Source organism: Rhodococcoides fascians NBRC 12155 = LMG 3623 (assembly GCF_001894785.1).
Taxonomy (GTDB): domain Bacteria; phylum Actinomycetota; class Actinomycetes; order Mycobacteriales; family Mycobacteriaceae; genus Rhodococcoides; species Rhodococcoides fascians.
On the sequence record NZ_BCWW01000001.1, the window covers coordinates 123,591 to 143,204 of the forward strand.

Here is a 19,614-nt window from a genome sequence, read left to right on the forward strand (position 1 = left end):
ACTACTGCGAGTACGAACTCATGAAGTTACCGAGCCGCTCGAGTGCGGTCGAGAGATCGTCCACGTTGGGCAAGGTGACGAGCCGGAAGTGGTCGGGCACATCCCAATTGAACGCTCGACCGTGACTGACCAGGATTTTCTCGGATTCGAGCAGGTCGAGGACGAACTTCTCGTCGTCGACGATGCCGAAACGGTCGGTGTCGAGCTTGGGGAACATGTACAGCGCGCCCGCAGCCTGCACACAGCTGATCCCGTCGATGGAGTTCAGCATTCGATGCGCCAGATCCCGCTGCGCGGTCAACCGACCCGTCGGCAGCAGAAGGTCCTCGATCGATTGACGGCCGCCGAGCGCCGTCTGTATTGCATGTTGTGCAGGCACATTCGCGCACATGCGCATGTTGGACAGCAACGTGATGCCCTCGATAAAGCTCGCCGCACGGCGTCGTGGACCGGTGATCGCCAGCCACCCGGCACGGAATCCACACACTCGGTAGGCCTTCGACAACCCCGAATAGGTCAGGCACAGCACATCTTTGCCGGTGAGAGTTGCGAGATTGGTCATCTCGGAACCGTCGTACACGATCTTCTCGTAGATCTCGTCGGCGAGCAGAATCAGATCGTGCTCGCGCGCGAGGTCGACGAAACGCTGCAGAACGTCGCGTGAGTACACCGCACCAGTGGGGTTGTTGGGATTGATCACGACGATGGCCCGGGTACGGGTGGTGATCTTCGATTCCAGATCCTCGAAGTCCGGAGCCCAGTCCTGAGTCTCGTCTGCCAAGTAGTGGACCGGAGTGCCTCCGGCGAGAGCAACCGAACCCGTCCACAGCGGGTAGTCGGGGGAGGGGATCAGCACCTCGTCCTCGGGGTTGCACAGCGCCTGCATCGTCATGGTGATCAGCTCGGAGACCCCGTTGCCCAGGTAGACGTCGCCGACGTCGAGGTCGCTCAGGCCCTTGGTCTGGTAGTACTGCACCACCGCGGTGCGCGCCGAGAACAGGCCCCGCGAGTCGGAATATCCCTGCGCGGTAGGCAGATTGCGAATCATCGCCATTATGATCTCGTCGGGTGCCTCGAAACCGAACGGGGCCGGGTTGCCCACGTTGAGGCGCAGGATCTTGTGCCCCTGCTCCTCGAGTTCCTCGGTCTTGTCCAGGATGCGGCCACGAATGTCGTAGCGAACATTCTCGAGCTTGCGTGCCTGATCGATCGATCGCGTCATGACGAAAGTTCCTCCTGTCGAACGGACGGCGACATCCGAGTTCGGACCGCCACTGTTGCACATACGATGACCGCTGCTCCACCCACGACCACCGGCCACGTCAGTCCCTCGTGGAGCAGGATCGCGGCCCAGCAGATCGTCAGCACCGGCTGAACGAGCTGCACCTGGCTCACGCTCGACATCGGACCGATGGCCAACCCCCGATACCAGGCGAAGAACCCCAGGTACATGCTCACGACGGCCAGATAGGCGAACGCAGCCCACTCTGCGACACCTCCGCTCGTGGGTTGATGCCACCACGCGAACGCCGTCATCGCTCCGGTCACCGGAACAGAGACGACGAGCGCCCACGAGACCGTCTGCCACGCTCCCAGTTCACGCGCAAGCAGCCCGCCCTCCGCGTATCCCACCGCGGCCGCCACGACGGCTCCGAGGAGAAGCAGATCCGACCACCCCAGTCCGGCGACCTCGCCGCCCTGCACGGCCGCGAATCCGACAGCGACCGCAGCACCCATGGCCGCAACCAACCAGAACATCGGCCGGACGCGTTGCCGCTCGCGGACGACGGCGAAGGCCGCGGTCGCAGCCGGCAGAAGCGCGATGACGACGGCACTGTGGCCGGCGGAGGCGGTGGTCAGAGCGAACGACGTGAGCACGGGGAAACCGATGACGACCCCGGCCGCGATGACACCCAGTCGAACCCATTGCCGTCCGCGTGGCAACCGTTGCGAGGTCAGGGCCAGGGCGGCAGCAGCGAGGGCCGCGGCGACGACGGCGCGTCCGGACCCGACGAACAGCGGCGACAGGCCACCGGTCACGGCGATCCGAGTCAGCGGCACGGTGAACGAGAACGCCGTGACACCCGCCAGTCCCCACAAGAGGCCGGCTCGGGATAGCAGTCCCGGCGCGAGCTGGGTAGCGCTACTATGCTGCGTCATGTCCGACGATAGCAGTTCCCGGATCGTGTCTGCACTGCGAACCTGGATCGCAACCGCCCCGCCCGAGGCGAAGCTGCCATCCACTCGTGCGCTGGTGGCCCAGCATTCGGCCAGCCCCGTGACGGTGCAGAAAGCACTGCGCACGCTCATTTCGCAGGGTGTCATCGAAACACGGCCTGGCGTCGGAACATTCGTCAAGACCGTGCACACGGCCCGCCCGAACGACTACGGGTGGCAGACTGCCGCGCTCGGTGCACCCGGAAACAGATTGCAACTCCCAGCCGCACTGCAGTCCACGTCGAGTGACGTGATCGCTCTGCATTCCGGTTACCCGGCCCGAGAGCTGTTGCCGGAGCGACTCGTTCACGCTGCTTTCACCCGAGCTTCACGCACCGACGCAGTGGTTGCCCGGCCACCGACCGCAGGTCTGCCCGAGCTTCGAGCTTGGTTCGCCGCGGAACTCGGCGCTTCCACCCCGCTGGGCGTCACGCCGCCCTCGGCCAGCGACGTGGTCATCATCCCGGGCAGCCAGACCGGCCTGAGCACGGCCTTTCGGGCGCTCGTCGGTGCGGGACGCCCACTTCTCATGGAATCACCGACGTACTGGGGAGCGATTCTGGCGGCAACGCAGGCAGGCGTTCGCGTGGTCCCGGTCCCCACCGGGGTCGACGGACCCGACCCGGACGCGCTGGAGCAGGCATTCGCCGAGTCCGGCGCGCGGGCGTTCTACGCTCAACCGACCTTCGCCAGCCCCACTGGAGCGCAGTGGTCTCCGGACCTGTCCGAACGTGTGCTCGACATCGTTCGACGACACGGCGCGTTCCTGATCGAGGACGACTCCGCCCACGATTTCGGGATCACCGCCGAACCCAGCCCATTGGCCGCACGAGACGACGGCGGACATGTGGTGTACCTGCGTTCGCTGACCAAGGTCGTATCACCGTCGATTCGATTGGCAGGCTTGATCGCTCGTGGCCCGGCCCACGAACGTATCCTCGCCGACACGGGAGCCGAATCGATGTACGTCAGCGGCATCCTGCAGACCGTCGCTCTCGACGTCGTCACCCAACCCGCCTGGCGCACACACCTACGACGCCTACGCACGCAACTCGAAGCGCGTCGAGACCTATTGGCCCACAGCCTGATCGAGTTCGCCCCTCGCGGGCATCTCGACCGGATCCCCCGGGGTGGACTCAATCTGTGGATGCGCCTGCGTGACGACATCGACCTGGAAGACGTTGTGCACAAATGCAAATTGGCGGGTGTCATCGTCGGTGCGGGAGACGATTACTTCCCGGCCGAACCCACCGGCAAGTTCCTGCGATTGAACTACGCGGGCTCGAACGCCGGTGAGTTCCCGGATGCGGCACGCACGATCGGATCGGTCATCTGAGACTGTTCGACGCTTCGACGGCGAACGTCGAGGTGCGGCCCCATACGAACCAGACCAGAGGCCCGAGAAACGGAAACGCGAGCACGACGAAGATCCACACCGCACGGCCTGCGACACTGTAATTGGGTGAGCGAAGGATGCTGACGAGCGCGGCGACGAACAGAACGACCGCGCCGAGCACTGCCACCAAGACGATGGTTCCCAGCCCGAACCCGAGTACCTGCTCGGTGATCGAGTGTTGTTGTGAAAGTAGTACTGCGGCGTGCATGACGGTTCCTCTGCTGTGCTTGTTCTTCGCTGTTTCGTTGACGACCACAACGCTATGGACCCGAACGTTCCTGCACATCGGTCTGCACGTGTATCTCGTCGTACATCGGACGATGTAGGCCTACCGCCGGAGTCGTCGCGCAGTTACCGTGGTGCGGACGTATACGACCTGGGGGGGACTTGTGCAGACCGTCAAGAACGACTACACGACGTGGAGGGCCTTGGGGCCGGGTGGCTTACCGGCCAACGTCGGTGGGTGGTTGATCGCCACCGCGCTACGACCGTTGTCCAGACGTGATCTTATGACCGTCGCCGGCGCGTCGCGCGCAGGCCGGCACTGGCACCTCGAGCCGCGCCGAGGACCGCGTCCGAGGATCGCCCCGTACCCGATTCCACATCGCCAGCTCACCGACCGTGCTACGCCCGTACTGACAGACAGGATCACCGGCGCAGTTGCTACCGAAGCGCGCACGAACAATCGATACCACCTGGCGCGCAGCCACTTCGAGAGGCGAGGGGACGCGCTGTATCTGACGGATGTCACCGCTGCTGCACCGTGGATTTCGCGAACCAACGGCGAGATACTCCACGTCCACGAGACCGAAGGATCGATGCACGTCATCATGCAGCCCGATGATGCTCAGACCGTCATCTCCGCGGGCTGGGGTGAGCTACACCCCCTCGCCGGACGCCCTGGCCTCGGACTTCCCGAAACCTACGTCTTCCTCTACGCACCGAGAGACTCCAACGACGCAGATCGAATCGAACAGATCATCCATCGCGCAACAGCTACTTCGACGATATGACCATGCGCTCCAGGGGGCTCGCCTTCATCGCCGGATACATTCCTGAGCGCCACAAGGTCGCAGCCGTCGACCGCGGTCTCCTTCTCGATTCGCTCTTCATCCTGGATGCGAAGTCTGCGGCGAAACCTTCTCGCGTATAGCTGGATTCGATGACATCGACGCAGTGCGGATCGAGGTCGCGAATCCGACGGCCACTGACGTCCAGGTGTGCCGCATCGTGCAGCAGGGCCGCCTCCGGTTCCTCCGGTGTCGCGACGTCCATGTGTCTGGCTATCGTCTCGTGGACGATCTGCGCCGTTCGGTCGTCGCCTTCGTGTCTGCGGACGAACTCTTCGGCTCGCTCGGCACCGATCAGCGCAAAACATCCAGCCACCAAGTTCTGTTCTGCGCCGAGACCAACGTCATGCAGCAGGCACGCGACGTACAGCGCCTCCCGATCCGGCCGTAGACCGTCGATGACCGCAAACGCCGACGCGTACTGCCAGCACCGCACGCTGTGCATCAACATGGGCTCGCTGAGGCACCCTCTGGCCTCCTCCAGTGCTTCCCGGCACAACCGTGAATCCGGAGCATCGACTGTGTGCCATGCGGAACCCGACGAACGTCGCCGGGGACCGAGCACGGTACCGGGCAACATCGCGAGTTGTTCTCGCACAGCAGCTGCCACTATTCGCGCACGATGACCTGCGCTCAGCTCACCGGGTTTCATCGGGTGTTCCTTTCAGGTGGCGGAGCATATCCGCCCGCGTGATCGCGAGCATGGCGTCGAGCATGGATCGATCGACGATGCGTCGTTGATGCAGTGACACAGCACCGTTCATCGCCGCCCAGGCATTCAGAACCAGTGCACGGGGGAGGACGTCGGCACCGGCGTCCTCCACCGCACGCGTCACCGAATCGATGAGTTCACCGAGCGCAGTGTCGATCTTTTCCTTCGCCTCACCGACCGACGCGGACTCGGACTTGTCCACATCCGTCAGCGCCAGCAGCCGCAACGCCAGTGGATCGTCGCGGTGAAACGCGATGTAGCGATCGAGGAACTCGGCAACGACGTGCGCAGATTCGACCGCATCGGTGGGGGCAGTCATTTGCTCAGCGTGGCTCTGGGCGGTTCGCCACGCGAGAGCGGCGTAGATGTCCACCTTGCCGGCGGGGAAGTTTGCGTAGATCGAACTCACCGCCACATCGGCTGCGGTGGCCAGCATCTCGATCGTCGTTGCCCGATATCCGTGGCGTAGGAAGAGCGAACGAGCGCCGTCGAGCACCGCAGTGTGTGTTCGACGCTTCCGCTTGTCGGTGGGGGTATCCAAGACCATAACTTTATCGTACTCTGATTCCGATATCGGAATCCAATTACGATAGAGGGGTAGCGATGACAGCCAACGAAGTACTGGCACCGGACAGCGGCAGCGCGGCGATTATCATGTTTCTCCCGCAATCACCGTTCGTGCAGCAACTGGGCATCGAGCTGGTCGACATCGACGAGGGCACAGCTCGGCTGCGGCTGCCGTACCGCGACGAGCTGTCCACCGTCGGCCAGATGCTGCACGGCGGCGTGATCGCCGGCTGTATCGATATCGGGATCATGACCGCAGCATGGGCCGGATCCGAAGTGCCCGAGAAGCTTCGGGGCGTCACGGTCTCCATGTCTGTGCAGTTCATGGAGCCGGTATATGCCGAGGGTGTCGATATCGTCGGTACTCGGATACACGCGGGTCGGAGCCTGAAGACGTGTCGAGTCGACATCGTCGGGACCGAATCCGGCCGCCTCGTCGCAACCGGTACGGGAACCTACAAAGTCGGCTGAACTCTGGGCAGAAGCTGCCGAGCATGTGACCATCGATGCATGACACTCGATGACATCGTGAATCTGGTCGGCAGCTTCGACGGCACGTTGGCGCAGCGGCCTCGGGAGGGTGACGGGACTCCGGAACTCGCATGGGGCGATGTGTTCTTCTACTACTCGCCGGACGGAACTGTTCCGTCGTCCACCCAGCCGTTCGCGACCATCGTGACGAAGAACTATCCGGGAGACGAGTTGTCCCGGCTGGACCGGCCGGACGCGTTCCGTGTCAATGTCATTGCAGGAAAGCAGGAGTTCGAACGCCTATTGGGAGTGCCCCCACGCGAAGCAGCCCACGCACCGCAGGCCGATACCGACGACACCCTTGCTGCCCACCCTTCGTACGGCACTGCGGGCTGGTTGTCGGTGGTCAACCCGTCTTCGCAGACCGAATCGCAGATCGGGGAACTCCTCGAATCTGCGTACAGCGTCACCAAGGACAGGTACGAGCGCCGCCGACACTGATCACTCGAAGAAGTCGTCCATCGATCGGGACAGTCCTTCGATGTCGAGGCCGCTGGCTCGGTCGTGTTGGGCCACCGTTCCGTACTTTCTACGCTCTCCAGGCTCCACACCGATCCCCAGCACCCGATGCCGGATGTCCGCCACCGCTCGATCGATCTGCGGCACAGAGGTTCCCGCGAGATAGGGCTCGACGATCATGATGTCCGGCGCAGTCAGCGTTTCTCGAAGAGTCGTACCGTCGAAGGGCCTGATCGTCGACGCGTGCAGCACGGTGACGTCACGTCCACGGGCCGCGGCCAGGACCCGGTCCGTCATCGGACCGACCGAGATCACAGTGCCCAAATTACCCTGTTGCAGAACGGTCATCGAACCTCCGGGTCGACCGTACGAGTGATCGTTCGAGATGCCGTCAAGCCTGATGTAAACGCGGTCGTCGGATGCAGCGGCACCGCGCAGCATCCATTCGACCTCGTCGACGTGCCCGGGCGCGTGCACCGTCCACCCGTCCAGGGTGTCCAGCAGTGCGACATCGCGTTGGCCGAAGTGCGTCTCACCGCCTTGCGGCCACCCGTAGGAGCCGCCCGAGCTGACCAGGATCGCGCCGACATCCTGATGTCCCAGATCGAGTTTCACCTGCTCGAAGGGTCGCTCGATCAGAAACGGTGGAAAGGTGTGCACGATCGGACGCATTCCGGCGAGCGACATACCGCCTGCGACACCGATCATCGCCTGCTCTCGAATACCCACGTTGACCACACGCGATCGGATGTCAGGAGTGAGGTGCGGTTCGAGATAGGCGGCTCCGATCTCGGCCAGTACCAGCACGACTCGCTCGTCCTGCACCAACAACTCCGGCAGCAGTCGGTAGAAGGACTCGCGTTGATCCGCGGTCCTCTTCATCGTCGACGTCATTCAGTTCTCCTTCTTCTCCACGTGGGCGACCACTACGTGAGGCCGGTCGCCGTGATCGATGCGAAACGCCCGCCGGAGCGCACTGTGGTCCCTCCCGTCGACGTCGGAGGTCGACCACCCCTCGACGGCGAAGCGCGACGCGATGCCGCCGGGCCAACCCAGACCAGCCGAATCGTTGTCGATCACCACGGTGGTCAAGTTGCCCAGCTGCGCTCGGCCGGCGAATTGGATGACTTCCATGTTGCTGCCCTCGTCGAGCTCGGCGTCTCCGATCAGTACGAACACCTGAGCCTGCCTTCGCTGAATCTGCAGCGCCACAGCAGTTCCGGCTGCCAGCGCCAGACCATGACCGAGTGATCCCGAACCGATGTCGACCCCGGGAATCAGCGTGCGGTCCGGATGATTGCCCAGCGGTGAGTGGTAGCTGCCGAACGACGCAAGCTCGTTCGGCGTCAGAAAGCCCCGTGCAGCGAGCACTGCGTAGTACGCCATCGGGCCGTGCCCCTTGGAGAGGTAGAACCTGTCGCGATCGGGATCGTCGGGCTGCGCCGCGTCGAGACGAAGAATGTCGGAGTACAGCACCCACAGCACGTCGAGCGTGGATGTGGCGCTGGCACCGTGCTTTTCGTCGCCGGTCATCAGCGTCATGAGTTGAGGCAACTCTTCGAAAGTCATCTGCATGGGACCACCCTGCAACCTCGAGTGCACTCGAGGTCAAGGGCGACGTACTACACCCAGCAGTCCGACGACCGACCGGAGAAATTCGCCAGGCGTTCGAGTGAACCCGCTCCCGCCCTCGGTTCCACGACGGGTCCGAACGGCACTCCCTGAACCCGCGCATCCGCGGGAAGCATCGCATGGAATTCCAGTGCTACTGGCTCGACGAGAGTGTCGTCCACTTCTGCGGGCTGGCCGGTCGCCACCGCGAGGTCCCAGCCGTGCAGTAGTAGCTCGCGCGTGTATCCCCACACAGCCGATCGCCCCGGTACCTCACCCCACGGGACCGCGACCGGGGCATCGAGCAATGCATCGTCGGCCCACGCGGCACGGGCTTGCGTCACCGACGTGTCGAAGGATGCGGCGTCATGATCGGAGCACAAGGGCGACACAGAGTCCGGACTCCCGAGTTCGGCGATCGCAATCAGCCTTCGGACCGTCGCAACGAGATGGCCTGCCAGCGTCCGGACATCGAACTCGTCGCACGGAGTGGGAAGGTCCAGTTGGTCGGCGCGCACGCCTGTGAGCAGACCGCTCACCCATGCAGCGGACGTGAAGTACACCTCGCGCGGATCCGTCTGCTGCGTGGTCTCGATGGTGTTCATTGTCGATCCTTCCGTTTCGCGGCCACCGGGTGTGGCCTGCTGGGTAGAAGTAGATCGGGTGAACATGACATCTTCTGTCATGTTTTGGTGGGAGACTTTTCGGGTGCGCGCAGACCGGTTGTTGTCCATCGTCATGCTGCTCCAACATCGGGGTAGACTGAACGCTGCCGACATCGCCGCCCAGCTCGAAGTATCCACGCGCACCGTGTTGCGTGACATCGAAGCGTTGTCTTCGGCGGGCATTCCGGTCTACACCGATCGCGGTCGCGGTGGTGGCATCAGTCTGCTGCAGGGCTATCGCACCGAGCTGACCGGTCTGACGGCCGCCGAGGCGACGGCATTGCTCGCTTCCGGCGCGGGACGCGTCGCCACCCCGGCGTTCGCAAGCGCCATGCGCAAGGTGATCGCCGCGATACCCGACGCTCACCGAGCAGCGGCAAGCACTGCCTCACAACGAATCCTGGTGCGCCCCGACGGTTTCGCGTATCCCCACGAACCGGAAGAACATCTGGTGGAACTCCAACGGGTCGTCATAGACGGTGTGCGGATAAGAATCACGTATCGCGATCGCAGCGGTTCGATGAACGATCGAATCCTTGACCCAATCGGGCTCGTCTACGCCGGCGATCACTGGTACCTACTCGCCGGGCGTGACGGCACCGAACGTGTCTACCGGGTATCGCGGATCGACGAACTGACTGTGCTCGACGAGCAGGCTCACCGCGCTTCCACCGTGGACCTGGAGGCCGCCTTCACCGCACACTGGAAGTCGTTCCGTGCGAGTTTGGTCGAGACCAAAATCACCTGCACAGTCGAGGAATCAGCGTGGCTTTCGTTGTCCAAGAACGTAGTACGAGTCATTGACGAGAGGATCCATCACGACGGAAAGCGACTGGTAGTGATCGTGTTCTCCGGACACAATCACGCCCTCGGTGCACTGTGGAACTGCGGACCCGGCGTAGAAGTTCTGCAGCCCACAGCAATCCGGGAGGAACTAGCTGCTCGGGCATTCGAGACCTACGAGCTGTACAGGTGAGGATTCCAGCACGTCCGTATTCTCCTGACATGCCGATTTCACATCTCGCTGTCGCAGGGACATCCGTCGACTGCGCAGAGCCAGGAGAACTTGCACAGTTCTACCTGGCGCTCCTTGGAGGCGAGGTGCTGTGGGACAACGACGACAGTGCCGCAGTACAAACGATGTCAGGTGTTCGCATCGTCGCGCAGAAAGTCGAGAGTTATCGACCACCCGTCTGGCCCTCGGCGGCGATCGTGCACCTCGACTTGGACGACGGCGGACGTCTCTCCGAAGCCGTCGCATACGCACTGGACTGCGGCGCGACGGAAGCGCTCGACCAGCCCGATCTCCGATGGAGGGTGCTGCTGGACCCGGCCGGTCATCCCTTCTGCATCACCACGGAAGTCTGGGACGACGGAGACGCTGACGCATTGTCCGAACAGGGCTGCGATGACACGATGGACCGATGAACGCCCGTCAGCGACCGTGGACTCGATATCTGTTGGTCATCTGGCTGACGTGCATCTCCTTCCTGGTCATTTCCGACGTGTTGACCGAGCCGTCCATCTGGACCTGGATCAAGTTGGCTCTACTGGCCATGGCCGTGCCCTGGTTCCTGTACCGGTATTGGCGTCCCGCGCCTGTCTGCACCGTACAAAAGATCGGCCCCGAGTCCGTACCCGCCGAGGACGTCGACGCCGTTGTCGACGAACACGGGCGCACCGTCAAGGCCATTCGCTCGCTGCGTGAACTGCATCCCGGTCTCGGCTTGGGCGACGCGAAGAACCTGGTTCGACCTGAACTCTGACGAAGGAACGGGCGATGATGGACATGGACGGTACACACGTAGTTCGTGACCGGGACGGCTTCGACGAGGCCGCAACACTGCTGGTCGACTTCAATCGCGAATACGACGACCCTGCACCCGAACCGAATTGGCTTGCAACGCATCTCGATCGACTGGTGCAGTCCGGTGATACCAGCGTGCTGACGTTCGGGTCTCCCGCGATCGGGGTGGCGGTCCTTCGATTTCGCATCGGATCGTGGAGCTCGAACATCGAGGCTTACCTGGCCGAGTTCTACGTTCAGCCCAGCCAGCGCGGAAAGGGCTACGGCACGACGTTTCTCGACGACGTCATCGAGCACGTCCGCAGCCGTGGCGCGACCTACCTCGATCTGAATACCTCGGAGGACGACGAGGCAGCTCGACACGTGTACGAGAAACGCGGATTCGACTGCCACGAGGGACGCGGAAGCGGCCCCAAGGCCCTGTACTACGAACTCGAACTCGAATGATCGGTTGTCGTAGAAGAAGTCCGAAACGTCCAGGAATCGCCACAGCCCGAGAAAACGAATACGATTGCCAATAACAGCGGTCCGGATCGATCCCGAGGAGTTCAATCATGGCGTTTCCGATCATCGTCGCGAAGGCAGTATCGACGGTCGTGACGGGTGCAGTCGGCGTCGCCGCATACAACGGTGCCAAGAAGCTGTACGAGAAGGCCCCCGTCCGCAAGGCTGCGGTATCGGCCACTGAGCTCGGTTTACGCGCAGCGCGCAAGGCCGAGGTTCACGCGGAATCGGCCCGACTGGCCGTGTCCGACGTCGTCGCCGAGGCCCGGGACCGGATAGGTGAAGAGGTTCCGCCGCCCACGGCCTCCGATGCAGGCCACGGCCACGCGCACTGACCGGGACTGCTTCCGATTATGACGACCCTCGCCCAACGCCCCCTCGACATCGACGCGACGCAGGCAGACGGCATCGAGATCCTCTCAGACGCCGCCGGCCGTATGCGCCTCCGCGTCGACTGGCTCCGCTCGAGCCCGGGCCGTGCCGTTGCGGTCGAGGACCACGTGGACAAGATCCGCGGAGTGCGCGCCGTTCATGCGTACCCGCGGACGGCGTCGGTCGTCATCTGGTACTCCCGCACACGAATCGACAGGGCCGAACTCTTCGACGCGGTGAATGCGGGGCGCTCGACGAATTGGGCCCTGGTACCGGTCCGTAGTCCGCGCTCAGCTGACGTCACCAGCGGCGACGTGCTGCGGATGACCATCGGCGGCGCGGCACTGGTCCTTCTCGGTCTTCGCCGCTACGCGTTCCGTCGGCCGCCCATCCTCGGCCCCACCAGCCGTCTCGTTGCCACCGGCGCAACGATCTTCACCGGCTACCCGTTCCTCAAGGGAGCCGTGCGCTCGCTGGCCGGCAACAGGACCGCAGGAACCGACGCACTCGTCAGCGCCGCAACCGTGGCCAGCCTCGTGCTGCGCGAGAACGTCGTCGCCCTCACCGTGCTGTGGCTCCTGAACATCGGCGAGTACCTGCAGGAATTGACCCTCAAGCGAACTCGACGCGCGATCTCCGATCTGCTGACCGGCACACAGGACACCGCCTGGATCAGGCTGCCCGACGGCTCCGAGATCTCCGTCGACGTCGATCGACTCGAGATCGGCGACGAGGTCGTCGTCCACGACCACGTGGGCGTTCCCGTCGACGGCACCGTGGTCGACGGTGACGCAGTGGTGGATCAGTCCGCGATCACAGGCGAGACCTTGCCGGTATCGATCGTCGCCGGAGACCGTATTCATGCGGGATCCGTCGTCGTCCGTGGCCGCCTCGTCGTGCGTGCCTCCGCCGTCGGCCGCGACACCACGATCGGCCGCATCATCTCTCGCGTCGAGGAGGCGCAGGAAGATCGTGCACCGATTCAGACTGTGGGAGAGAACTTTTCACGACGCTTCGTCCCTGCGTCCTTCATCCTGTCGACGCTGACCCTCGTCGTCACCCGCGATGTACGACGTGCCATGACGATGCTGCTCGTGGCGTGCCCGTGCGCGGTGGGGTTGTCCACGCCGACCGCCATCAGTGCAGCCATCGGAAACGGTGCTCGCAGAGGCATTCTCATCAAGGGAGGATCGCACCTCGAGCAGGCCGGCAGGGTCGACGCCTTCGTGTTCGACAAGACCGGAACCCTGACGGTCGGACGGCCCGTGGTGACCAATGTCGTGTCGTTCCAGGATGATTGGGAACCGGAACAGGTGCTGGCCTACGCAGCGAGTTCCGAGATACACTCTCGACATCCTCTGGCAGAGGCTGTCATTCGAAGTACCGAGGAACGGCATATCGTCATCCCGCCGCACGAGGAGTGCGAGGTGATCGTCGGACTCGGCATGCGGACGGTCGCAGATGGACGGACGCTGCTCCTGGGCAGTCCATCTCTCCTACGCAGCGAGGACGTCGCGGTGTCCGAGGATGCGCAGCAATGGGTTTCGCGGCTGCAGGACGAGGCCGAGACTCCGCTGCTGTTGGCCGTCGACGGCGTACTCGTCGGCTTGATCAGTCTCCGCGACGAAGTCCGTACCAACGCATCCACCGTTCTGAACGCACTCCGTGCCGACGGTGTCGAACGCATCATCATGCTCACCGGCGACCACCCGAAGACGGCAGCGGCGGTCGCCGCGGAACTCGGTATCACCGAGTGGCGTGCCGAAGTGATGCCCGACGAAAAGCTCGAAGCCGTCCGAGAACTGCAGGACGCAGGCTACGTCGTGGCGATGGTCGGTGACGGCACCAACGATGCTCCTGCGTTGGCCGTCGCCGATATCGGAATCGCAATGGGATTGGCGGGCACCGACGTTGCCGTCGAGACCGCGGACGTGGCACTGGCAAGCGACGACTTGTCGCGTCTGCTCGACGTACGTGACCTCGGCCGGCACTCGGTGTCGGTCATCCGTCAGAACTACGGAATGTCCATCGCCGTCAACGCTCTCGGCTTGGCGGTCAGCGCCGGTGGTGCGCTGTCCCCAGTGCTGGCGGCAATCCTGCACAACGCCTCGTCGGTCGCGGTGGTCGGCAACAGTTCGCGATTGATCCGATACCGACTCTGATCAGCAGGTACCGAACGCCAGGGCGAGGTGTCCGGTACCTACTTCGCTATTTTGCGTCGCGGAAGTACGGTTCGACTGTGCCCTTGAGCTTGACGAGCATGGGGTTTCCGTAGCGATCCTTCGCGGTCGGGACCTCGACACGCACCCAACCCTCGGACACGTTGTATTCGCGAATGCTCGTCTTCTCGACGCCGTTGAAGCGAATGCCCACGTCGCGGCGAAGAACCTCTTCGTTGTAGAAGCGGCTGCTCGGATCGATCGAGAGATGATTCGGTGGAACGTCTGTGTTCTGGTCCTCGGGCATGATTACTTTCGTCGATGTGCTGCGTTGGGTGCTGGGGTCTGAACCCCATGAAGAATACGCGACCCAGCGTTGGACCAGCGCCGCTGTCCCTAGCCCCGCGCCATGTCCACGAATCGGGACAGGTGAAGCTGGTGTGCCACAGTGATTGTCGCGGTCGGACCGTTACGGTGCTTGCCGAGGATCAGGTCGGCCTCGCCGCCGCGGGGATCGTCGCGCTCGATGGCGTCGGGGCGGTGCAACAGAATCACCATATCGGCGTCCTGCTCCAGTGAGCCGGACTCACGGAGGTCCGAGACCATCGGCTTTTTGTCGGTTCGCTGCTCGGGACCACGGTTGAGCTGGCAGACCGCGACCACCGGGCATTCGAGTTCCTTGGCCAACAGCTTGAGCTGACGGGAGAAGTCCGAGACCTCCTGCTGACGCGACTCGACCTTCTTGCCGGACGACATCAGCTGAAGGTAGTCCACCACAATGAGTTTCAGGCCGTTGCGCTGCTTCAGGCGTCGCGCCTTGGCTCGAATTTCCATCATCGTCAGGTTGGGCGAATCGTCGACGAAAAGCGGTGCTTCGCTGATCTCGCTCATGCGACGGGCCAGCTTGGTCCAGTCGTCGTCGGTCATCTTTCCGGAACGCATGTCACCGAGCTTGATCTTCGCTTCCGCGGACAGCAGACGCATGACGATCTCGGTGCGACTCATCTCCAGAGAGAAGATGACACTGGGCATGCCGTGCTTGATGGAGCACGAACGCATGAAATCCATACTTAGGGTCGACTTACCCACGCCAGGCCTCGCCGCAACGATGATCATCTGACCGGGGTGAAGACCGTTCGTGATCTCGTCGAGTTCGGCGAATCCCGTCGGCACGCCGAGGGAGATGCCGCCGCGGCTGGCGATGGAGTCAATTTCGTCCATCGTGGGCTGCAGCAACTCTTCGAGGGGGAGGAAGTCCTCGGAGGTGCGTCGCTCGGTGACTTCGTACACCTCTGCCTGTGCGCGGTCGACGACCTCGGCGACGTCCTGACCGTCGGCTCCGGCGTAACCGAACTGCACGATGCGGGTACCGGCTTGCACGAGCCGCCGGAGAATGGACTTCTCCGCCACGATCTCGGCGTAGTACCCGGCGTTGGCAGCGGTGGGCGTCGTCTGAGTCAGCGTGATCAGGTACGGCGGGCCGCCGATGCGCTTGAGCTCGCCGCGGCGATCCAGCTCGGCCGAGACGGTCACCGGGTCGGCAGGCTCACCGCGGCTGTAGAGGTCGAGAATGGCGTCGTAGACGTTCTGGTGTGCCGGCCGGTAGAAGTCGCCCGGACGGAGCACCTCGAGCACGTCGGCGATGGCATCCTTGCTCAGCAGCATGCCACCCAACACGGACTGTTCGGCGGCCATGTCCTGTGGCGGCTGTCGCCCGAAGTCTTCGCCCGGACCTTCGCTGGAGGAGGAGCCGGAGTAGTCGGACTGTCCTCGATCGTCCACAACTGCCACGCGAACCGGCCGTCCTCTCCCCATAGTCCGAGCACGGCCGGGTAACACCCGGACGTGCGGTCAAGCAAGTTCTACCCCCGGGCACCGACAGGTCCTGTTCGGTACCGGATCCGCGCTGCCCCGGCACCGTTCGACGGCATCGAGAGAGACGCTGGAGGGACGTTAAGCGGTATCGCCAGGAGTCACAACACAGGCTGTGGATGGATCTGTGGATGAAATGTGGACGAGGTTGAACAACGGTGTTGACCGTCTGGGGATAACCTGGGTATAACTTTTGGACTTTGAACCATTCCCGCACGTCAAGGCGTGTACATAAAGTTTCTTGCCTGTGCATCGTTCTGGGGGCGGCGTGTCGGCCGAATTGACAACTCGGGCGTGTTGAGTAAATGCCGAGTGAACTCCATGGTGAAGTACGTCACACCGGCTGGAAATTGGCACCGAAAAAGTCTTAATGCTGGTTTTCGAGCCGACGGGCCCGATCCCCGTCGGGAATCGGGCCCTCGTACTTCGCTCGAACAGACCGTCAGAGATCGGCCTTCTGCGGGCACAGCGCCGGGTCGAGAACAGTGATCTCCTTCGTACCGATCTGCAGCACCCGGGCCGACGGGATGTCGAAGAAGAGACCGGTGATCCGCAGACGACCCTCCGCGTTCGCGCGTCCCACCACCCGGTGACGGGTCAACGTCTGCAGCTGCACCGCCACATTGACCATCGCGAGCTGGTCGGCCTCGCCGAAGCCCAACTCCGCCGCTTGACGGCCCACCGCGTGCCCACTGCGGAACGCCTCCAGGCTGGCTCTTCCGTGCCCGAGCCACTCGGCCACCGACGGGTCGGCGGCGTTCTCCGCCCCGCCGAGAATGGCCTTCATGGCACCACAACCGGAATGGCCACACACCACAACCGACGACGTACCCACTTCGTCGACGCCGAAGGCAAGAGCTGCCTCCACCGAACAGTCCTGACCTTGGGTGGGGATCATGTTGCCGACGTTGCGCACGGTGAACAGGTCACCGGGGCCGCTGCTGGTGATCGTGTTCGGCATGACGCGTGAGTCGACGCAGCAGAGGAACAGCGTGTCCGGGTCCTGAGACTCGGTCAGTCCTTCCAGGTGCGGACGAATGTTGGGGGCATGAGTGCGGTGGTATTCGGCCACTCCGCTCAACACCGGACGCAGAGCGGCAGGCGAATCCTCCTGCGTGTCGTCGCTCTTGAGCTGCCACGCCCGCCACGGTGCCAACGAGCTGCGCACCGTGGCAGATCCGCGCCGCGGTGGCCCTTCGGTGGCCGCAGCCATCGACGCCGTGCCCACCTCCTCGACGCGCACGGAACCATCGGTCGTTTCGTGTTGGCGGACCCACTCGTTCAACGCGTCGTGCACAGCATGGTCGAGGAAATCGACTCCGAGATGGACGGTGACAGACGTGCCTGCGGGCACCGTGGCCAACACACGAGTCAGTCGCGGCAGCGCGAGGAAGCTCAGCGAGCCCTCCATAGTCACCCGCCAGGTTCCGTCGACCGTTTCCTCGGCCCGAATCTTCGCCAGCACCACGCGTCGCAGAACCAGGATGATCGAGAGCGCCAGGCCGATCAGCACTCCCTCGAGCAGGTTGAGCGCCACGACACCCAGCACCGTGACTGCGTAGACAGCGATGTCACCGGTCTTGTTGGCGATCTTGATGTCGGCCAGTTTGATGAGCTGCACACCGATCATCACGAGCAACCCGGCGAGCGCCGCGAACGGCACGAGCTCGACGATCGAAATGAACAGCACCGAGAAGATCAGGATCCACACGCCGTGCAGAATCGCCGACGCACGAGACTTGGCACCGACCTTGACGTTGGTCGCGCTACGCACGATGACGCCGGTGATCGGCAGGCCACCGATGGCACCGGAGGCCATGTTGCCCGCACCCTGAGCCATCAATTCGCGGTCGAAGTTGGTGCGCTCACCGCTGTGCATCTTGTCGACGGCCACAGCGGACAGCAGGCTCTCGACGCTGGCGATCAGCGCGATGGTGATGACACCGGTGGCGAATGCACCCCACTGACCGTCGGGCATGATCGGGAAGCTCAGAGACTCGATGAGGTTGCCCGGCAACTCGATTCGCTCGACGTCGAGCGAGAAGAAGATCGAGACCGCGGTTGCGGTGACCACTGCAACCAGTGCCGCAGGCACTTTGGAAACCTTGGCCATCACACTGGACACGCCGGCCAGTCGCGGCCACGCGAACATCAGCACGACGACGATGCCGCCGACGACGATGGACGGCCATTGGCCGTCGGCCACGGAACGCGGAATGGCGAGCAGGTTCTGCACCGCGGAGCTTTCGGACTCTCCACCGAGCAGCACGTGAATCTGTTGCAGCGCAATGGTTATACCGATGCCGGCGAGCATCGCGTGAACGACCACCGGCGAAATGGCAAGTGCACTACGAGCAATGCGGCTCATGCCCAGAAGAACCTGGACGAGGCCGGCCAACACCGTGATGGCACATGTTGTAGCCCAACCGAATTGATTGACCAACTCGGCGACCACCACAGTCAGACCCGCAGCCGGACCACTGACCTGCAACGGCGACCCGCCGAGAATACCGGCGAGAATACCGCCGACCACAGCGGCGATGAGGCCGGCCATGATGGGAGCGCCGGAGGCGACAGCGATACCGATCGAAAGTGGCACTGCCACAAGGAAAACGACCAGCGAGGCCGGTAGGTCGTACTTGATTATCGACCCGACCCGAGACGGCGGCTCGGATCGGGTCTTCGGACTGGGTTCTGAATCGTGCTCTGCTGTCGTTGTCACGGCAGTTCCTCCGGGCGTCTAGGCGTCAGGTCGGTCGATCGTGTTCCGGCTTGAAATGTCGCCCCCAAGTAAAGGGTACGCAAACCTCGGCCGAAGGTGGCACCGAGAGAGATCCTTCACAATTTGGAAACCGTTGTGACAGTTGAATTTTGTGAGATGGCACGAAAAAACCCCACGAACCGAAGTTCGTGGGGTTTCTTGCAACCGTTTCGGGCCGAAAGCTGAAAATCAGCTTCCGACGACCTCCAGCTTGAACTTGGCGGTCACGTCGGGATGCAGGTTCACGACGATGTCGTGCTTGCCCGTGCTCTTGACGTGAGCCTTCGGCAGATCGATGCTGCGCTTGTCGACGACCGGTCCACCGGCAGCCTTGAGTGCAGAAGCGACGTCCGACGCGGTGACCGAGCCGAACAGCTTGCCCGAGTCGCCGGCAGTCTTGACAGACAGCGTGACGGACTCGAGGCCCTCGATGGCCTGCTTGAGCTCGTTGGCGTGCTCGAGGCCGCGAACGGCCCGAGCTTCCTGAGCGCGGCGAATGCCGTCGACCTGCTTCTGAGCTCCACGGGTGGCCTGGATGGCCAATCCGCGGGGCAGCAGGAAGTTACGGCCGTAGCCGTCCTTGACCTCTACGGTGTCGCCAGGCGCACCGAGGTTGTCCACATCAGCGGTGAGGATCAGTTTCATACCAATCGCCCCTTTCTATCGAGCCGTCGCGGCGTAAGGCAGCAGTGCTACCTCACGCGAGTTCTTCACGGCAACGGCCACGTCACGCTGATGCTGGACGCAGTTGCCGGTGACACGGCGAGCACGGATCTTTCCGCGATCGCTGACGTACTTACGCAGCAACGTCGTGTCCTTGTAATCGATCGCCGTGTTCTTTTCCTTGCAGAAGGAACACGCCTTCTTCTTGAGCACCTTGTCGCGCAATGGCGGTTTGGGCATGGGTCTTT

General features: G+C 63.2%; 23 protein-coding genes. 10 read left to right on the plus strand and 13 right to left on the minus strand.

What is annotated here, in order from left to right:
• Position 1: 1 nt before the first annotated feature.
• Together RFA01S_RS00655 and RFA01S_RS00660 are read right to left on the minus strand one after the other, a co-directional pair.
• The gene (locus RFA01S_RS00655) at positions 2–1,222 is read right to left on the minus strand and encodes a pyridoxal phosphate-dependent aminotransferase (protein ID WP_032407916.1); all 1,221 of its coding nucleotides are present in this window, start codon (positions 1,220–1,222) and stop codon (positions 2–4) included.
• Positions 1,219–2,160: a DMT family transporter gene (locus tag RFA01S_RS00660; RefSeq protein ID WP_032407917.1), complete on the minus strand. Its 942-nt coding sequence runs from the start codon at positions 2,158–2,160 to the stop codon at positions 1,219–1,221. Before RFA01S_RS00660 ends, RFA01S_RS00655 begins: the two co-directional genes overlap by 4 nt.
• Here RFA01S_RS00660 and RFA01S_RS00665 point away from each other — a divergent pair.
• Entirely contained in the window at positions 2,159–3,553 is a 1,395-nt protein-coding gene (locus RFA01S_RS00665) for an aminotransferase-like domain-containing protein (protein WP_032407918.1), read from the plus strand. The genes RFA01S_RS00660 and RFA01S_RS00665 overlap by 2 nt on opposite strands.
• Here RFA01S_RS00665 and RFA01S_RS00670 read toward each other — a convergent pair.
• Positions 3,546–3,821 (minus strand): PLD nuclease N-terminal domain-containing protein, encoded by a 276-nt coding sequence (locus RFA01S_RS00670; protein ID WP_052060814.1) that lies wholly within the window; start codon positions 3,819–3,821, stop codon positions 3,546–3,548. The genes RFA01S_RS00665 and RFA01S_RS00670 overlap by 8 nt on opposite strands.
• Positions 3,822–4,002: 181 nt before the next feature.
• Here RFA01S_RS00670 and RFA01S_RS00675 point away from each other — a divergent pair, with 181 nt between their 5' ends.
• Entirely contained in the window at positions 4,003–4,626 is a 624-nt protein-coding gene (locus tag RFA01S_RS00675; protein WP_139278353.1) for a luciferase domain-containing protein, read from the plus strand.
• Here RFA01S_RS00675 and RFA01S_RS00680 read toward each other — a convergent pair.
• The gene (locus tag RFA01S_RS00680; protein ID WP_072691968.1) at positions 4,610–5,335 is read right to left on the minus strand and encodes an HD domain-containing protein; all 726 of its coding nucleotides are present in this window, start codon (positions 5,333–5,335) and stop codon (positions 4,610–4,612) included. The genes RFA01S_RS00675 and RFA01S_RS00680 overlap by 17 nt on opposite strands.
• Positions 5,322–5,942 (minus strand): TetR/AcrR family transcriptional regulator, encoded by a 621-nt coding sequence (locus tag RFA01S_RS00685; RefSeq protein ID WP_032407920.1) that lies wholly within the window; start codon positions 5,940–5,942, stop codon positions 5,322–5,324. Before RFA01S_RS00685 ends, RFA01S_RS00680 begins: the two co-directional genes overlap by 14 nt.
• A 56-nt stretch (positions 5,943–5,998) precedes the next feature.
• On the opposite strand from RFA01S_RS00685, the gene RFA01S_RS00690 reads away from it, so the two are divergent.
• Together RFA01S_RS00690 and RFA01S_RS00695 are read left to right on the plus strand one after the other, a co-directional pair.
• Entirely contained in the window at positions 5,999–6,433 is a 435-nt protein-coding gene (locus RFA01S_RS00690; protein ID WP_032407921.1) for a PaaI family thioesterase, read from the plus strand.
• Between the two features lie 39 nt (positions 6,434–6,472).
• Positions 6,473–6,934: a DUF6194 family protein gene (locus RFA01S_RS00695; RefSeq protein ID WP_032407922.1), complete on the plus strand. Its 462-nt coding sequence runs from the start codon at positions 6,473–6,475 to the stop codon at positions 6,932–6,934.
• On the opposite strand, the gene RFA01S_RS00700 is transcribed toward RFA01S_RS00695, so the two are convergent.
• From RFA01S_RS00700 to RFA01S_RS00710, 3 genes are read right to left on the minus strand one after another with little or no spacing between them, the layout of a single operon-like run.
• Positions 6,935–7,846 carry a transketolase family protein gene (locus RFA01S_RS00700; RefSeq protein ID WP_032407923.1) on the minus strand — a complete coding sequence of 304 codons (912 nt, stop codon included), beginning with the start codon at positions 7,844–7,846 and terminating at the stop codon, positions 6,935–6,937.
• The gene (locus RFA01S_RS00705; protein WP_032407924.1) at positions 7,847–8,527 is read right to left on the minus strand and encodes a thiamine pyrophosphate-binding protein; all 681 of its coding nucleotides are present in this window, start codon (positions 8,525–8,527) and stop codon (positions 7,847–7,849) included. It lies immediately after the preceding gene.
• Between the two features lie 47 nt (positions 8,528–8,574).
• Complete coding sequence (locus tag RFA01S_RS00710; RefSeq protein ID WP_032407925.1) at positions 8,575–9,168, minus strand: TIGR03086 family metal-binding protein; 594 nt, start codon at positions 9,166–9,168, stop codon at positions 8,575–8,577.
• A gap of 64 nt (positions 9,169–9,232) precedes the next feature.
• On the opposite strand from RFA01S_RS00710, the gene RFA01S_RS00715 reads away from it, so the two are divergent.
• The 6 genes from RFA01S_RS00715 (at position 9,233) to RFA01S_RS00740 (ending at position 14,073) form a co-directional block, all read left to right on the plus strand.
• The gene (locus RFA01S_RS00715; RefSeq protein ID WP_238325148.1) at positions 9,233–10,204 is read left to right on the plus strand and encodes a helix-turn-helix transcriptional regulator; all 972 of its coding nucleotides are present in this window, start codon (positions 9,233–9,235) and stop codon (positions 10,202–10,204) included.
• Positions 10,205–10,233: 29 nt separating this feature from the next.
• Positions 10,234–10,656, plus strand: a complete 423-nt coding sequence (locus tag RFA01S_RS00720) for a VOC family protein (protein WP_052060817.1) — start codon at positions 10,234–10,236, stop codon at positions 10,654–10,656.
• Positions 10,653–10,994 carry a hypothetical protein gene (locus tag RFA01S_RS00725; RefSeq protein ID WP_032407926.1) on the plus strand — a complete coding sequence of 114 codons (342 nt, stop codon included), beginning with the start codon at positions 10,653–10,655 and terminating at the stop codon, positions 10,992–10,994. Before RFA01S_RS00720 ends, RFA01S_RS00725 begins: the two co-directional genes overlap by 4 nt.
• A 14-nt stretch (positions 10,995–11,008) precedes the next feature.
• Entirely contained in the window at positions 11,009–11,482 is a 474-nt protein-coding gene (locus RFA01S_RS00730) for a GNAT family N-acetyltransferase (RefSeq protein WP_032407927.1), read from the plus strand.
• 107 nt (positions 11,483–11,589) lie between these two features.
• Positions 11,590–11,874: a DUF1490 family protein gene (locus RFA01S_RS00735; protein WP_032373443.1), complete on the plus strand. Its 285-nt coding sequence runs from the start codon at positions 11,590–11,592 to the stop codon at positions 11,872–11,874.
• Positions 11,875–11,892: 18 nt separating this feature from the next.
• Entirely contained in the window at positions 11,893–14,073 is a 2,181-nt protein-coding gene (locus RFA01S_RS00740) for a heavy metal translocating P-type ATPase (protein ID WP_052060818.1), read from the plus strand.
• A gap of 46 nt (positions 14,074–14,119) precedes the next feature.
• Here RFA01S_RS00740 and RFA01S_RS00745 read toward each other — a convergent pair whose 3' ends face one another.
• The 5 genes from RFA01S_RS00745 to rpsR all read right to left on the minus strand — a co-directional run bounded on the left by RFA01S_RS00745 (position 14,120) and on the right by rpsR (position 19,606).
• Complete coding sequence (locus tag RFA01S_RS00745) at positions 14,120–14,377, minus strand: DUF3297 family protein (protein WP_032367678.1); 258 nt, start codon at positions 14,375–14,377, stop codon at positions 14,120–14,122.
• 89 nt (positions 14,378–14,466) lie between these two features.
• Positions 14,467–15,861 (minus strand): replicative DNA helicase, encoded by a 1,395-nt coding sequence (dnaB, locus tag RFA01S_RS00750; protein ID WP_027495083.1) that lies wholly within the window; start codon positions 15,859–15,861, stop codon positions 14,467–14,469.
• A 523-nt stretch (positions 15,862–16,384) separates the two neighbouring features.
• Positions 16,385–18,664, minus strand: a complete 2,280-nt coding sequence (locus RFA01S_RS00755; RefSeq protein ID WP_032407928.1) for a SulP family inorganic anion transporter — start codon at positions 18,662–18,664, stop codon at positions 16,385–16,387.
• A 228-nt stretch (positions 18,665–18,892) separates the two neighbouring features.
• Positions 18,893–19,348, minus strand: coding sequence for a 50S ribosomal protein L9 (gene rplI / locus RFA01S_RS00760; protein WP_027495081.1), 456 nt, complete (start codon positions 19,346–19,348; stop codon positions 18,893–18,895).
• Between the two features lie 15 nt (positions 19,349–19,363).
• On the minus strand, positions 19,364–19,606 hold the full coding sequence (gene rpsR / locus RFA01S_RS00765; protein WP_027495080.1) for a 30S ribosomal protein S18: 243 nt from the start codon (positions 19,604–19,606) through the stop codon (positions 19,364–19,366).
• Positions 19,607–19,614 lie beyond the last annotated feature (8 nt).

Excerpts from the sequence above, each read along its gene's own strand:
- RFA01S_RS00700 (WP_032407923.1), bottom strand. The coding sequence starts at position 7,846 with ATGACGTCGACGATGAAGAGGACCGCGGATCAACGCGAGTCCTTCTAC.
- RFA01S_RS00690 (WP_032407921.1), top strand. The coding sequence starts at position 5,999 with ATGACAGCCAACGAAGTACTGGCACCGGACAGCGGCAGCGCGGCGATT.
- RFA01S_RS00705 (WP_032407924.1), bottom strand. The coding sequence starts at position 8,527 with ATGCAGATGACTTTCGAAGAGTTGCCTCAACTCATGACGCTGATGACC.
- RFA01S_RS00715 (WP_238325148.1), top strand. The coding sequence starts at position 9,233 with ATGACATCTTCTGTCATGTTTTGGTGGGAGACTTTTCGGGTGCGCGCA.
- RFA01S_RS00655 (WP_032407916.1), bottom strand. The coding sequence starts at position 1,222 with ATGACGCGATCGATCGATCAGGCACGCAAGCTCGAGAATGTTCGCTAC.
- RFA01S_RS00670 (WP_052060814.1), bottom strand. The coding sequence starts at position 3,821 with ATGCACGCCGCAGTACTACTTTCACAACAACACTCGATCACCGAGCAG.
- RFA01S_RS00710 (WP_032407925.1), bottom strand. The coding sequence starts at position 9,168 with ATGAACACCATCGAGACCACGCAGCAGACGGATCCGCGCGAGGTGTAC.
- RFA01S_RS00695 (WP_032407922.1), top strand. The coding sequence starts at position 6,473 with ATGACACTCGATGACATCGTGAATCTGGTCGGCAGCTTCGACGGCACG.
- rpsR (WP_027495080.1), bottom strand. The coding sequence starts at position 19,606 with ATGCCCAAACCGCCATTGCGCGACAAGGTGCTCAAGAAGAAGGCGTGT.
- RFA01S_RS00725 (WP_032407926.1), top strand. The coding sequence starts at position 10,653 with ATGAACGCCCGTCAGCGACCGTGGACTCGATATCTGTTGGTCATCTGG.
- RFA01S_RS00740 (WP_052060818.1), top strand. The coding sequence starts at position 11,893 with ATGACGACCCTCGCCCAACGCCCCCTCGACATCGACGCGACGCAGGCA.
- RFA01S_RS00745 (WP_032367678.1), bottom strand. The coding sequence starts at position 14,377 with ATGCCCGAGGACCAGAACACAGACGTTCCACCGAATCATCTCTCGATC.
- RFA01S_RS00720 (WP_052060817.1), top strand. The coding sequence starts at position 10,234 with ATGCCGATTTCACATCTCGCTGTCGCAGGGACATCCGTCGACTGCGCA.
- RFA01S_RS00665 (WP_032407918.1), top strand. The coding sequence starts at position 2,159 with ATGTCCGACGATAGCAGTTCCCGGATCGTGTCTGCACTGCGAACCTGG.
- rplI (WP_027495081.1), bottom strand. The coding sequence starts at position 19,348 with ATGAAACTGATCCTCACCGCTGATGTGGACAACCTCGGTGCGCCTGGC.
- RFA01S_RS00660 (WP_032407917.1), bottom strand. The coding sequence starts at position 2,160 with ATGACGCAGCATAGTAGCGCTACCCAGCTCGCGCCGGGACTGCTATCC.
- RFA01S_RS00680 (WP_072691968.1), bottom strand. The coding sequence starts at position 5,335 with ATGAAACCCGGTGAGCTGAGCGCAGGTCATCGTGCGCGAATAGTGGCA.
- RFA01S_RS00730 (WP_032407927.1), top strand. The coding sequence starts at position 11,009 with ATGATGGACATGGACGGTACACACGTAGTTCGTGACCGGGACGGCTTC.
- RFA01S_RS00735 (WP_032373443.1), top strand. The coding sequence starts at position 11,590 with ATGGCGTTTCCGATCATCGTCGCGAAGGCAGTATCGACGGTCGTGACG.
- RFA01S_RS00685 (WP_032407920.1), bottom strand. The coding sequence starts at position 5,942 with ATGGTCTTGGATACCCCCACCGACAAGCGGAAGCGTCGAACACACACT.